13 protein-coding genes are annotated in these 14,090 nt (G+C 55.7%); 3 read left to right on the forward strand and 10 right to left on the reverse strand.

The features are described from left to right. Positions 1–3 precede the first annotated feature (3 nt). A complete protein-coding gene (locus AC6T8Q_RS07130; protein ID WP_500678414.1) occupies positions 4–699 on the forward strand; it encodes a two-component system sensor histidine kinase NtrB in 696 nt (231 codons plus the stop codon). A 48-nt stretch (positions 700–747) separates the two neighbouring features. Here the strand turns inward: AC6T8Q_RS07130 and AC6T8Q_RS07135 are convergent, their stop codons facing one another. From AC6T8Q_RS07135 to AC6T8Q_RS07170, 8 genes are all read right to left on the reverse strand, one after another. Beyond that, positions 748–1,278: an NYN domain-containing protein gene (locus AC6T8Q_RS07135; protein WP_496922397.1), complete on the reverse strand. Its 531-nt coding sequence runs from the start codon at positions 1,276–1,278 to the stop codon at positions 748–750. Between the two features lie 50 nt (positions 1,279–1,328). After that, entirely contained in the window at positions 1,329–2,597 is a 1,269-nt protein-coding gene (locus tag AC6T8Q_RS07140) for an aspartate/ornithine carbamoyltransferase family protein (RefSeq protein ID WP_500678415.1), read from the reverse strand. Positions 2,598–2,785: 188 nt separating this feature from the next. After that, positions 2,786–4,408 (reverse strand): ABC transporter permease subunit, encoded by a 1,623-nt coding sequence (locus AC6T8Q_RS07145; protein ID WP_500678416.1) that lies wholly within the window; start codon positions 4,406–4,408, stop codon positions 2,786–2,788. 40 nt (positions 4,409–4,448) lie between these two features. After that, positions 4,449–4,829 (reverse strand): four helix bundle protein, encoded by a 381-nt coding sequence (locus AC6T8Q_RS07150; RefSeq protein ID WP_500678417.1) that lies wholly within the window; start codon positions 4,827–4,829, stop codon positions 4,449–4,451. Positions 4,830–4,882: 53 nt separating this feature from the next. Further along, positions 4,883–6,097 (reverse strand): argininosuccinate synthase, encoded by a 1,215-nt coding sequence (locus AC6T8Q_RS07155; RefSeq protein ID WP_500678418.1) that lies wholly within the window; start codon positions 6,095–6,097, stop codon positions 4,883–4,885. Positions 6,098–6,434: 337 nt separating this feature from the next. Beyond that, positions 6,435–7,640 (reverse strand): 3-keto-disaccharide hydrolase, encoded by a 1,206-nt coding sequence (locus AC6T8Q_RS07160; RefSeq protein WP_500678419.1) that lies wholly within the window; start codon positions 7,638–7,640, stop codon positions 6,435–6,437. A gap of 300 nt (positions 7,641–7,940) precedes the next feature. After that, positions 7,941–8,240, reverse strand: coding sequence for a hypothetical protein (locus AC6T8Q_RS07165; protein WP_500678420.1), 300 nt, complete (start codon positions 8,238–8,240; stop codon positions 7,941–7,943). An 85-nt stretch (positions 8,241–8,325) separates the two neighbouring features. Continuing rightward, complete coding sequence (locus AC6T8Q_RS07170) at positions 8,326–10,053, reverse strand: PilW family protein (RefSeq protein WP_500678421.1); 1,728 nt, start codon at positions 10,051–10,053, stop codon at positions 8,326–8,328. A 265-nt stretch (positions 10,054–10,318) separates the two neighbouring features. Between AC6T8Q_RS07170 and AC6T8Q_RS07175 the strand changes: the two genes are divergently transcribed. Beyond that, the gene (locus tag AC6T8Q_RS07175) at positions 10,319–11,977 is read left to right on the forward strand and encodes an ABC1 kinase family protein (protein ID WP_500678422.1); all 1,659 of its coding nucleotides are present in this window, start codon (positions 10,319–10,321) and stop codon (positions 11,975–11,977) included. A 60-nt stretch (positions 11,978–12,037) separates the two neighbouring features. Here AC6T8Q_RS07175 and AC6T8Q_RS07180 read toward each other — a convergent pair whose 3' ends face one another. Next, positions 12,038–12,190 (reverse strand): hypothetical protein, encoded by a 153-nt coding sequence (locus AC6T8Q_RS07180; protein WP_500678423.1) that lies wholly within the window; start codon positions 12,188–12,190, stop codon positions 12,038–12,040. A gap of 338 nt (positions 12,191–12,528) precedes the next feature. Between AC6T8Q_RS07180 and rpsU the strand changes: the two genes are divergently transcribed. Continuing rightward, a complete protein-coding gene (gene rpsU / locus AC6T8Q_RS07185; RefSeq protein WP_496922408.1) occupies positions 12,529–12,726 on the forward strand; it encodes a 30S ribosomal protein S21 in 198 nt (65 codons plus the stop codon). 141 nt (positions 12,727–12,867) lie between these two features. On the opposite strand, the gene AC6T8Q_RS07190 is transcribed toward rpsU, so the two are convergent. After that, positions 12,868–14,082: an Lpg1974 family pore-forming outer membrane protein gene (locus tag AC6T8Q_RS07190; RefSeq protein WP_500678424.1), complete on the reverse strand. Its 1,215-nt coding sequence runs from the start codon at positions 14,080–14,082 to the stop codon at positions 12,868–12,870. Positions 14,083–14,090 lie beyond the last annotated feature (8 nt).

Consider the following 14,090-nt stretch of genomic DNA (forward strand, 5'->3'; position numbering starts at 1 on the left):
TTCATGGTCGACGAGCATGAACGCTTGAAGCTCGATGCCTTGAAAGAGCTGGCCTACGGTGCAAGCCACGAGATCAACAATCCGCTAGCGAACATTGCTGCCCGTGCGCAGACGCTGCTACGCGATGAATCGCATCCCGAGCGCCGCCGCGCGCTCGAAGCGATTCACCAGCAGGCCTTGCGCGCGCATGAAATGATCTCGGATCTCATGCTGTTTGCTCGTCCGCCGCAATTGGTGCTGGACGAGGTGGAACTTTGTGGGCTTTTAGAGCAAGTTGCCCAAAGTTTGCAAACGGAAGCAGTGGCACGGCAGATCGAGATCGCCGTCAGTTTGCCCGTACAGCCGATCGTGATTCAGGGCGATGCGGAGCAACTCACGGTTGCGCTCAAGGCTCTCCTTATAAATGCCGTCGAAGCGATTGGGCGCGAAGGCCAAATTTCAGTTCTACTGCGGCAAGAAGTGATCGCCGATCAAACGCGCGCAGTGATCGAAATTGCCGACACGGGCCCGGGCATCGCTCCCGATATTCGCGAGCATATTTTCGAACCCTTTTTCTCGGGCCGAGAAGCGGGTCGCGGACTCGGCTTTGGGCTCTCTAAATGTTGGCGGATCGTGACAGAGCATCATGGCGAGATCGTTGTTTCGTCGCAGTCCGGCGCGGGGGCGAGCTTTACGGTCTACCTGCCAATGACCACCTAGCCCGATTGCAACGCAATCCGGGACTTTCCAGACCACGTGGCGATCCGGCTACAGTTTGCGGTCTTTGCGCGATTCCTCGGTAGTGAATTTCGTGACCCAGTATTCCACTTCCGCGGCCGAGAGTTGCGACATCGGTTTATCAAACTGGGCGTTCCCCGCGGCTTGTTCGGCGGCGAATCGCTTTTGCCACAGCTCGGAGTACCAGCGGTCGCTATCAATAAAACTCGCCCGGCGCCGACGTGCGGCGCGTTGGATGCGGTGATCGCTCGAGACAACGAGCAATGACTTGGGCACGTGATGGTCCTCGATCAATTGCTCGATCAGGGCGTCGGCATCGCGATAATCCGAAGCATACCGAACTGTGATGCCACGATGACTGAGCGTGCGCGGCAAGCCGGGTGGCGCATCAGCGGCATCGAACACGATTGTCGTTTGCGAGAGTTCCGCCGTGGAAAGCGAGGACGCCAACAGATTCAGCAGCCCTTCCCGCGAACGCTGAAATGTTCCCCCCGGTCCCGACGAGTCACCGATGATTCCTGTGACGTGCAGCAGGTTGTAACCGTCGATGATGAGAGGCATGGCCCTGCGATACGTTGTATCGCGGCTAACGGTCAGGGTCCTGATATTGGCTACGGCCGCACGATCGCTTCATTGTAGTCATGCCACTCGCTATACTCATCGTGGAAATAGCGCGAGATTTGATGATCGACGCCGAAAACCGAAGCCAACAGAGCCGCGCGGATCCACATGCCGTTACGTGCCTGGCGGAAATAAACCGCACGGGGGTCGTTGTCGATCTCAGGGGGAATTTCGCCGAAATGTTGATCGCGGGGGAAAGGATGCAAGATCGGCGCGTAAAGCTTCATGCGATTCACAAGTTCGCGGCTGAGCTTGTACTTCGACAAATCGAGCTTGGCGAAGTTGGCTTCCTCGGCGGGATTGTTGTGCTCTTTTTGAATGCGGGTCATATAGAGCGCGTCGATCGCTTCGATCACAGGCGTGCCGCCGATTTTTTCCTCGAACGAATCGACTTCAATAAACTTGACGCCGCGGTCAGCCAGCCGTTGCCGCATATCGTCACGCAGCGCGAGCGTGGGGTCATTCGGAGCAATGAACACCAGCGTCACGCCCTCGTAATTGGCCAGCAAACTTGCCAGTGAGCGGACCGTGCGACCACGACCGATGTCGCCGCAAAAGCCGTAGGTTTTGTTGGCGAGTCCTTTGGAAAGTTCCGGATACTCGCGACGGAGCTCGTCAAAGCGGTTTGCCATCGGCGAGTCGTGCGAGTTGGCAAACTGAAAACTGCGCTGCAACGTATAAATGTCGAGCAGCGCTTGGGTCGGATGCTCGTCGGCTCCCGAGCCCGCATTGATGATTGGCACGCTGCGATTGCCCGTGGCTTCCAAATCGTTCATCAAGTAAGCACAAGATTCGGCCAACCGTGCGAGCTTGCTCCGCATGATGATCAAATCGAAGTAGCTCGAAAACATGCGAATCGAATCAAAGCGGGTTTCCCCCTTGGTTTCCGACGAGGTCGTGGGGTCGCGAACTTCGTTGCAGGTGATTCCCAAAATCTGGCACGCCGCCATGAACGAGAGGAACGTCCGTGTCGACGGCTGCGTGAAGTAAAGCATCGCCCGCTTGTGGTTGAGCAGGCGGATGAGAAAGTCCTGACCGCCGCGCATTTTTGAGAGGGCGCGAATTTTGTCGGCCGTGCCGGCGAGGTCTTCCAGCATGTCCACCGAGAATTGCCCGCTGAAAATCACGTGGCGCAAGCGTTCGTTGCGCTCAAATTCGGGCAGCTTCATCCGGACGGGCCGCTGAAAACGCGACTCGTAATGCAGCAAATCCAACTCATCCTGGGTGGGCGTGCGGCGGTTGTCCGGATCGCGCGACATCGAAGAATCCTCGCGGGGCATGGTGGGCGACTTCCGTTGTTATCGCACACGCAGAGTTTGGCCGTCAAGCTGCGCAAGATTAGACTTACCACGAAGGCACAAAGAGCACGAAGAATTCATAAAAATTGTTGACTGCCATCGCAACAATCAAACTTCAAGTTCTCTTTGTGACCTTTGAGACTTCGTGGTTAATTATCCGAAACGCGCCAGCGGAAATGAAACATCCCCATCACCGCAAGGAGCAAAACCGCATTGTAAATAACCGTGAATGTGAGATAGCCCCAGAATACCGGGAGCGAAATGGCCCGTGGCTGGGGCGAGTTGGAAACATCCAGCGGCAGATTAAACACCGCGGCGAAGGGACTCGTAATACCGGCAAGAGTGGCGGTTTCGATCGCTTCGGGTGTTTTCACGAAAGTATCCACGAACCGTTCCGCGGCCAAGGGCACGAGAAACAAGACAATGATCACCAAATAGGTCGCAAGCAGGCTGGTCGAACTTTTTGTAAAGAGCGTCGAACAAAACAGCGCCGTCATCGCCGTGGTGACGCAAGTGAGCATCACCACCAGAAAGTAGCCCCCCATCGTCGGCAGATTTCTCCAGTAGTCCAACGGCATAATGCAGGCGAGCACCACGGGCCACATCAGAAATCCGGTGAGCACGCTTGAAACGCGCAGGCCCGAAAACAATTTGCCCCACATCATTTGCCACGGAGTGATCAGCGTGGTGAGCAGCAAATCGAGCGTTTGCCGTTCGCGTTCGCTGGTGACGCTCCCCGCGGTGAAGACCGGCCCGACGAGCATATTAAATATGAGTACATAAGCGATGTACCACGGTGCGTAGTAAGGCCGCAAGAACAAGCAGAACGCCATGACGAACATCGCCAGGCCCATGCTGATTTGAATCACCAGCCGCAGCATGAGAGTGCCTTGCGCGAAAATTTCGCTGCGGATTTCCTTTTCGTAGATAGGATTAGCATCCTCGGGCAGAAATGTCGTTCGCTTGGGTGGGGCAAACAGTCGGTCGGGGAATTCATCGCGTTTGATATAAAGTCCGACCGCGGCTTCGGCTTCGGTTTCCAAATCAATCGCCTCGCGGCCTGCGCTTCCGAGGTTGGGAGCTTGCAGCAAACGCCGCGAAACGTCGGCGAACAAGAGGGCCGCGACCGAGAGGCACGCTAGCGGAACGACTGTTAGCACGACGAACAAACGAGCTTCGCCCAGCTGTTCGAGTGCTTGCCAGATAAAGACCCCCGCCATCGCGAGTGGCAGGATCATCAAATACGAAACCACCAGCGAAGCCGAAGTTCGCACAAAATAGCTGCTGCACCACAGGCTGATCATTGTGAAGAGCGCGACCGAAGAAATCATGGCCAGATAAGCGGCCAGGATTTCAAAAAATTGCACGCCACCCAGCGGCAGGCACAACATCACCACCGGCAGCGAACCGATCATCAACTCCGCCAGCGGGCACAGAGACGCGGCAAATTTGCCGAACACGATCGCCGCAGGCTTCATGGGGCTGGCCAGCAGCATTTCGAAACTGTCGCGTTCCTTTTCACCGGTGATCGCCCCCGCGGCAAAGCTGGGGGCCATCAACGACATCAGCATGTATTGCCCCAGGAACAGCAGATTCACCAGTGGCCGGGCCTTGTCGCTGTTGGACATGTCGATCGTCTGATCGGCCGGCCAAGCAGCATAGACCAGCAAACCCAACAACCCCACATAAGCGAACAGCAACACAAACGTGCGCGTCATGCGCAAGTTCGCAACAAGTTCGTTTTGCAGAACGGGGTTTTCGAAGAGGTACATGGGGAACGGGGGCTTGGGGCTGGGGAATTGGGATTGGGAATTATTGTTTCTTTGCTTGCGATTTTATTTTTAAGGAATTCGCATGCGATCGCAGTCGTTTCCCCAGAATGTCTGAATGCCTCAGCATAGCATTTGCCGTTTGCTCATCGACATAGCCGAGTTCTTGAGACAAGATTACCTGAGTCTCTAATTCAGCCAGCGAACCCATGGCTATCGAAATATGACGCAGATAGTCGAGCGTTGACGTACGAGCGTGACCCTCAGCAATATTTGAAGGAATTGAAACGCTGCATCGACGTAGCTGGCTTACCAATCCATAGATTTCTTGCTTGGGGAATGTGTTTGTGTGCTGATAGACCATTTTGGCTAGTTGCATGCCTTCTTGCCAGACAACAAGATCGCGGTAGCTAAGCACACTCATGCAAAGTCCTCCAACCCCCAACCCCCAACCCCCAATCCCGAGATCCTAGCCCCTTAGTATTCTCTCGGCCTCACCTTCCCCAGTACCCGACTCGGCAGACCTTGAATCCTTAAGAAGCCTTCGGCATCCGTCTGATCGTAGCTGCCGCCACCTTCCATGCTGGCGATGGCTTCGTCGTACAGGCTGTTTGGACTCGTGCGGCTTTGGATCATCACGTTGCCCTTGTAGAAGCCGAGGGTCACTTCGCCCGTGACCGGCTTTTGCACTTCGTGAATGAAGGCCATCAGAGCGTCCATCTTGGGGACGTACCAGAAGCCGTAGTAAACCATCTCGGCGACTTCGGGCGCGATACGGTCACGCAGGTGAACCGTCTCGCGGTCGAGCGTGAGTTGCTCGAGCGCAAGGTGTGCCGCGTACAGCGCGGTCATGCCGGGGGCTTCGTACACGCCTCGGCTCTTCATACCGACGAAGCGATTCTCGACGATGTCGATGCGTCCCACGCCGTTGCGTCCGGCGATTTGGTTCATGGTTTCCACCATCGCCAAGGCGCTTTTCTTCTCGCCGTTGATCGCAACGGGCACGCCGCTTTCAAAGCTGATCGTGACTTCTTCGACTTTGTCCGGCGCGTCTTGCGGCGAAACCGTCATGCCGAAATCGACAATCGCCACGCCGTTCACCGCGGGGTCTTCCAGCTGGCCGGCTTCATAGCTGATGTGCAGGCAGTTCTCGTCGCTGCTGTACGGCTTGGAGATCGAAGCCTTCACGGGAATGTTCTTGGCTTCGCAGTAGGCGATCATCTCGGTGCGGCCGGGGAACAGATCGCGAAACTTTTTGATCCGCCACGGCGCGATGATCTGCACGTTGGGATCGAGCGCTTCGGCGGCGAGTTGGAACCGGCATTGATCGTTGCCTTTGCCCGTGGCACCGTGAGCGTAAGCTTCGGCGCCAACTTCGCGAGCTACTTGCAAGCAAACTTTCGAGATTAGCGGCCGCGCGATCGAAGTGCCGAGCAGATAAATGTTCTCGTACTTGGCTTGCCATTGCAGCACCGGAAACGCAAAGTCCCGGCAAAGCTCTTCGCGGGCATCGATCAATTGCGAGGTCTTGGCCCCGTTGTCGCGGGCCTTCTTGAGGATCGCCTCGCGGTCTTCGCATGGTTGGCCCAGGTCGACGTACACGGCATGCACGTCGTAGCCTTCGTCCTGCAACCAACCAAGAATCACCGAGGTATCTAAACCACCTGAATAGGCCAACACACAACTGGGCATGATCACGATCCTAATTAAACGTAAGTTGTAGGCCGGAACGAGTTTTACGAAGTTCCGGCAATGGTAAGTGTCATTCCCGCGCAGGCGGGAATCCAGGGCTCGTCAATTCTGGATCCCCGCCTGCGCGAGGATGACGAAATATGCCGGAACTGTGCATCCGCCTTGGGCAGATTCCGGCCTACATTGGTCGCCTTGCTGACAGCGAACTCCCCATTGTGGTTCACGCCCGTGCGAGTGACAAGCGGTGGAGAATAGAACGCGGATGATCACAGATCAGGCGGATTTACGCGGAGAGCTTGATCGGCGAACATCCGCAAAATCCGTGTTCATCGGTGTTCTATTCCGCCGGCAACTCGGCAATCTTGAGATTCCGAAACAACAAATCTGTCGTCGGATCGTGCCCTTGAATGGCGATCGTGCCGGGTTCGGTGCGCAAGCCGCGGCGGGGGTTTTCATCGCCGCGGCGGTCGTCGGTCCAGTCCGTCACTTGATAACCGTTGACCCACACGGCGATATGCGCGCCGGTGGCCACGATGGTTTTGGTGAACCACTCATGATCGCGCGCCACGACCCGCCGCGCGGTGGTGCGGCGATAGATGGCCCCCGTGCCGGCGTCGACCGGTTGGGTTGGATCGCCATCCTTCATCAAATTGTGAATCTGGCTTTCATAACCCATCAACACGTCGCCCGGGATGCAGCGGAAGAAGATGCCGGAGTTCAAGCCGTCGCCGTTCACTTTGGCATCGAGTTGCAGAACGAAGTCGCCGAACGAGTCGTTCGTTTCCAGTTGCCCCGGGCCATTCTTGATGGCGATCTCGCCGGCGGGGGTCACGCTGAATTCACTCTTGTTGGCGCGGTCGGTGGTCCAACCGGTGAGGTCCTTGCCGTTGAACAGTGGTTTGAGCCCGAGCGGTTTCAAGCGGATATTGCGAAACGCGATGGGGCCTTCTTTAAATTGCAATCCAATGTGACCGCGTTTGGGTGTATAGGCTACTCCTTTGCTATAGATCAAAACATCGAGTCGCGTTCCATCGAGTGAGATGTGCAACTTGCGACCATCCGCTTTTAGATCGAATGAATGCCAATCGCCGTTCCAAGGATCGGGTTCGGTTTGTGGTGGACCGCCTCCACGTCGAATATAAGGTTTTTCGCCGCTTGCTGAGAATGAGTACATACCCCCTCTCATACCTACTTTGAGTCGTCCAACGAGCGAGCCTGTTGGAAAGGGATTATCCTCAGGCGCGATATTCACTTCATAACAATCTTTCGTGGGATCTTTCGGATCGAGCGATGTCCGTAAGAACACGCCGCTATTTGTCGTGGGCGGCGCTTTGAACTCGACGTGCAGTTCGTAGTCGGCGAACTCACTGGTGGTCATCAACCAACCTTCCTTGCCACTGTCGACGCGAATCTCGCCGTCTTCGACGTGCCAGTTGGCATCGCTCGTGCTTTTCCAACCAAAGAGCGTCTCGCCATCGAACAACGCGATCCAACCTTCGGCCGCTTGCTCAGGGGTGACAACTTCCGTTTGAGCTGCTGCCAAAGAAGTGATGAACAGGAGGAAGCAGAGTGAGCAGAGTTTTGAGAAATTGGTCATTCTGTGGGAGCCTTGGCCCGCCCGAGGCGGAAAGAATCGAGTTTCCATCCAAAGAAGTGAACGAAGTACGAGAAAGTTTAACCTAGATTCCTCTCGTCATGAAACTCCCTCCGAAAATTCCAAACAGTCAGTTGAAACGCAAAGCTCGCGGAGACGCTAAGAACCGCAAAGATTTATTTCAGCCATTTCTCTGCGAAACTTCGCGTCTTGGCGTTCTCTGCGTTTAAAACTTGTGTCTGCTAATTTTTACCCTTCGTCGATGTCGAGCCGTACCTGGAACGGTCGCTCCCCTGTCCTTTCGCCGGCCAGTTCGATTTCCAGTTTGTTGGTGAGTGCGATCAGCTGCGTCACTTCCAGATCGCCAGCAAGCAACTGCCCGTTGAGCGAAACTCGCGCGCCGGCGGGAAGTTCCTCGACGACGATCCACACCTTCTCGCGCGGCGTCAGCCCGGCGGGCCAATTGAACTTGCGAATCCAGCAGACGCAATCCTCGCGCGGCTCACAAATCCAAGGTTCGCGGAGACGGATAGAATGAATGTCGGGCATGGGCGAGAGATTAGTTGTTAGGCGCTAGGAGCTAGTTAAGAATTCAGTTTCTAGCGCCTAACAACCAGCGCCTAGCGTCTACAAGCTACTTCGCCAAATTCCGCGTCACCGTCGTTTCGCGAATCTGACGGCTCTCGGGTTCGTAAACGCGGAGCTTCACTTGAACCCCCAGCAGCGGAGAGGGATACGGCGGCGAGGTTTCGCGCTCAAGCGGATCGTCGGGGCCGTTGATGGGAATGTCGCCAGCTACATCTACGTACCTAGGATCACCTGCAAGTGAAGCATCTGGGTCATCTAAACCGTTAGTGCCTTCGTCCGCTCCGGTTAGTACATTGCCATCGTTGTCACGATTGTCTTGATCGACGCCGTCAGTTTCATAGTAGGTCGTCCAGGTGTCATACGTGCTTGGCGATGAATTGAAATATCCTGGGGCACGAGGATGCCAGCCAACTTGTCGCTCTTGCTGAAAAAGCGTCGGTGGGGCGCCGGTAATGGCTGTGTAGTCATATCCTGGTACATTATTCCAACCTAAGTCTACATATGTTCCGAAACCAGTTATGACACCGGTACCGATTGCATTGAGAAACGGTCCACCAGGAGTGCCACTAGGTTGAATGATTGCACCTTCATATTGATAAAGTGGCGCACCTGGATCAAAAACCTGTATATCGAATGCTAAAACGTCACTTAACACGAGATCTTCATTTGATCGTTCGTTAGTTGGTAAATCCCCTGGTTGGTTATCGCTGCCAAACGGATAGAGCGAAGAATTGTCAGCCCCGGGCTCCTGAAAATCAGCGTTAGGAGGTGCTCCTTGCGTATCGTAGGGAAACTGATATGGAAAATAGCCAGGCGATGTTAATGGATAATCAGCAGGGTTCGTCATGTGAGCAAAGCGATGTTCTCGACGGGCTAAGTCAGCAACCGTGTTAGGCACGATTCGCTGATTTTCCAACCGCGCTGAAATATCGTATTTATTTTGAAAGTCGCGTAGAGCCTTCAGGCGTGAAGCAAATGTTGGATATAGAGCAGGATCACTTAAATCGAGAAGAGGATCGCTACCAGAAATGCCGCTGACTTTGTTCACTTCCGTGCCATACCAAGGCACAACCAAAAGCGTGCGGCGATAGATCTTACGCATCCCTGGCTCACCCATTTCAGGGCGGTAGCTGGGATCAGTTCTCAATGGAGTTTGTACGGAATACCAAATAACCTCGGCTACAGGGGAAGAGATAGCCATATCGATCCAATCACCGGTTCCACTCGGGCCTCCAGCTATAGTTGTTGGATCGCCGCCCGGCGTTAACCCACGACCCTTGCCACGAAATTTTTCAACTTCATTCTCAACCGTCATCGCGAGGATGTCGTCGTAATCGCCCAGGCCGCCGCCGTCGGTGTACTCGCCCAAAACAACCGGATTGCCTTGAGCATCAAACGCGGCGCTACTTGAAGGCACAAGAGATGTTGTACGATCAATTGATCCGGGTGCGTAGGGATTGTCATCCGAATAAGTTCCCTCGACGATTTCAAAATACCCATCCGGCGGATTGTTCGAGTCGGGCTTGGGCATCACGCCGTGGGCGTTCTTCGGATACTTCAGGCACGTCGCCCCGGCGAGGTCGTTGAAGAGCTGGGTCCGTGCGATGCGCAGATCCGCGCTGATTTCCATCGTGGCCCGGCGGTTGCGCACCCCCTGGCTGATGTTGGCAAACAGGTTCACCACCGCCGCCATCATCACCAGCGTGATCGCCATGCCGATCAGCATTTCGATCAGGGTCAGCGCGCGGCGATTGTTTGAACTGAAGTTCGTCATGAATTTGCTCTGTTCCGGTGAGTGCCTCTGCAACTGGCAGGCCGAGAGAAGATACTACTATTGCACCGTGAAACAAGCCAAAAGTCAAGCAGAACTAGCGACCGTAAAGCATTTTGGCGGCGGGAGTTAGCATGCTTCCTGTGCAATCGTAACACACTGCACTGCACACTTTGTGGTGTTACAATACAGTTAGTGAGCCGGCTCGTCTCGAGCCCGGACCTGGACGGCGGCGTGACGCCCCGGCTCGCGTCGCACGGAACCCCTTATGCGCATCAGCACCATCCCACAGCTTTATCGCAACATGAATCGTTGGGGAGAAATCCTCTCGATCCTGAGCAAATATGGATTGGCGGGATGGCTCAACCGGTTTGATTTCCTGCCGGGCAAGACACTGCTCAAAAACCGCAACGGCCAAGTCCTGGCGAGAGAGAACCGCGAAACGCGGATTCGCTTAGCCATCGAGGAACTAGGGCCGACGTTTATTAAGCTCGGCCAAATCCTCAGCACGCGACCCGACGTGGTGGGCGTGGAACTCGCCGAAGAATTGCAGAAGCTGCAAACCGAGGTTCCGGCCGACTCGCTGCTGTTGGTTTCCGCCGTATTTGAAGCGGAGCTTGGCCGGCCGATCGCTACGAGCTTTACAGAGTTCACTTCCGAACCGGAAGCCTCAGCCTCGATTGGCCAGGTGCATCGCGCGCGTTTGAACACGGGTGAGCAAGTCGCGGTGAAGGTGCAACATCCTTCGATCAAGCAACGGATCCGAGTCGACCTGGAAATCCTCACGGGCCTCGCGCAATTGGCCGAGCGGATCCCGGAATTGCAACCCTACCGACCCACGTTAATCGTGGCGGAGTTTCAGCGTCTTTTGCGGCGTGAAATTGATTTCACCTGCGAGCGGCGCCATCTCGAACATTTTGTGCGTGCGTTTCGTGGCAGTGAGAAAGTCAAAATTCCTGTTTCCTATGCCGACCTCAGCACCGAACGCGTGTTGGTGATGGAATGGCTCGAAGGGGTGCCGCTGTCGGATCCCGTTGGCGTGCAGGCCATGGGAGTCGACCTGGGACAAGTGGCGAAGAACGGTGCGGAAGCCTATCTGGAAATGATCTTCAGCCACGGCGTTTACCACGCCGATCCGCATCCGGGCAATTTGCTGCTGATGCCCGACGGCCGGATCGGCCTGCTGGATTTCGGGATGGTTGTCCGCATGGATGACAAAACTCGCGACAATGTCGAAGAGCTGATGCTGGCGATTGTCGAGCAGGATGCCCACCGACTGTGTGCAGTCGTCATGCGAGTAGGAGATGTTCCCCCCGGCTTGGATGAAACGAGCTTGGGCCTGGACTTGGCAGATTTCGTGGCCCACTACGCCCATCAGTCGTTCGATCGCTTTGAGCTAGGGACCGCGCTCTCGGAAATGATCAACATCATGTTGCAGTACAAGATCGTTCTGCCTTCGGCGATGTCGTTGCTCCTCAAAGTGCTGATCATGCTCGAAGGGACCGCCAAAAAGCTCGAGCCGAACTTCTGCTTGATGGAAGTCTTACAGCCTTATCAGCGCAAGATCATGGCCCGTCGTTTGTCACCGCGGCGGCAACTGCGCAAGGCGAAACGGTTCGCCTTTGAAGTGCAGGAATTGATCGAAGTTTTTCCCCGTCGGTTGCGCGACATCATGCAGCAGGTGCAATCGGGACGCTTCGACGTGCATCTCGATCATCGCGGACTCGAGCCGTCGGTGAATCGGCTGGTGTTGGGCATGATGACCAGCGCGCTGTTTTTGGGTTCGACACTTCTCGTGACGAATCACACTTGGCCGCTCTGGGATGTTTCGGTGCCGGGTGCCGCGGGCTTCGCCTTGAGCGGCTTCCTAGGACTGCGGTTACTGCGAGCGATCAACAAATCGGGCCGGCTCGAACGGCGGAAGTAAATCGTTCGCGCCGTCGCTTGCGACGGAATTTTGTGCGCGACGAAGTTGCGGCGCGTCAGGTCAAGCCGCTTCTTGGAGAGGCATTTCCGTTTTGGGGGCGAGATTCTGCAGTGCCGTCTCCAGCTCCTGGCACAGCGCATCGAGCTTTACGAGCAGCTCTTCGTGCCGTTGGTCCAGCTTATGGAGGGACTCGCTATCGGCCAATTCTTTCATAACGGGTAGCCGTCGGGGTGGCAGTCGTCGAACCACGGAAAAGAATCGGCGTGCTTCAGGGGATGGGGCGAGCCAAGTTGGCCCCCAGCGGCTTGGCAAATCCTAGCAAAGGTGGGGCTGTAGCGGATGTGGCGGTTATTGTGGTCGGCTAAGCCGGCAAGCGCCGCTTGCCGGCTTAGCCGAGGTAAATTGGGGAAATAAAGCGGGAGGGTCATGGGCTGGACGGTTTGGCGGGCCGATGCTATCTTACGTGTTTGTGCATAACACGTTAGGCCCCCTCTACGTCAGTGTGGGCTGCCCATATTCATTAGGTTTGACCGATCGATTAGGAGTAACCCTTGGTAAAGTTGACTCTTCGGGAAAGAGAAACCGCTCAAGAGGCGGTTCGCAGATTTCGCAAGTTGGTGGAGCGGAGCGGTATCAAGAAGGAAATCCGCGTCCGTGAGTTCTACGAGAAGCCCAGCGAAACAAAGCGTCGCGCTCGCCTCCGGGCCCAGCGCCGTTCCCGTCGCGAACGATTGGTCCCCACGCGCTAACTATTTAGCGGCACAGTCCGTGTCGTTAGCCGGCAGCGTCCCGCTGCCGTTGCCGTTTGCGATCACCAATACAAACAAAACAGCCAGGCGCAATTTCTTGCGACTGGCTGTTGGCGTTTCTGTAGGATTGGTATCCCTCGACTAGAAGGTCAACTCGGCACGGCCGAAGAAGCCATCGAAGCCAAGGATGTTCGCGTCGTCCCACCAGGCACCAGGATTGGCTGCCAGAGGAACAACCGTGTCACGCATACCCATGTCGAACCAGGCCGAGAACAAGTAGCCAGCTGACACACTCAAGTTGTTAGTGACTTGAATCGTGCCACCCGCTTCGATATCGAGCACGGGGAACAACTGAGTGTTGGACATGGTTGTCACGACACTACCGTTGGCTGCGGAATGCACCATGTCGATGTTTCCTAGCAAGATCGCGGCATCGCTGGACGCATAGATCGAGAAGATACGGCTTTGACCGCAGTAGCGGCGACCGGTCAAACCAACACGAGGTCCGCCACCTTCAAAGTCCATTGTGGTGGAGCCCACGATATCGGCGTTTGGTGCCACTACGTCGATAGTGCCAACACGTTGCCAATCAACTTCAGCAAAGCGAACACCAGCCCGCCACGTAAAATCCCAAGCGGGGCATGGGCAGCAGCATCCCGAACCACCTCCGCAGCCTGAACCACAGCAAGTGTCGCAGCAAGAATCGCAACCCCCACAGCAGGGATCGTAGCACGAGCAGATGGGAATCGTCTTGCCAAACGCCAAGTCGTAGGCAGCAATGTCGACGTCCACGTCTTGCAACACGCGGTCGTTTGGACCAACGGGCGCTTCTTGATGGGGATCGCGAAAGATAACCTGAGTCTGAGGAGGAACCGCAGCGGGAGCGATACCACTATCATAGTCGGAATTATTTTGGAAGCGTGTGTAAGTAAAGATGATCTCCTCACCGCACTCATCCCAACGATAACCGCCGTAGAAGCGGTAGCTCGAATTGTAATCGAACTCGATGGGAACATAATCGATTTGTGTTGATGGCGGCGGATTGATGCTGGTAATCACAATCAAGCCGTTCGCTTCGCTGAACGTCGGACGGACGTTCAAGTAATCGCCGCCCACGACAAAGCTACCTTGGCGGACAAAGCGACTTTTCCCCCATCCCATATGACCGGGCGTGTAGTCAGTACTTTGGCACTCGGTGTAGCTTTCGACGCTGTTGTAGTCAGCCATCGAATCGGCCGCCTCGGCCGTGGCTCCTGCCATTTGGTATTGCCGATTGTTGTCGGCTTGCACTGCCGTGGAATTCCACATCGCAAGGCAAACTGCGAGCGCAGCCGCCCTCTGAAAACAGAGTTTCATCCTTGAGT

This window comes from Bythopirellula sp. (assembly GCF_041737835.1).
Classification (GTDB): Bacteria; Planctomycetota; Planctomycetia; order Pirellulales; family Lacipirellulaceae; genus Bythopirellula.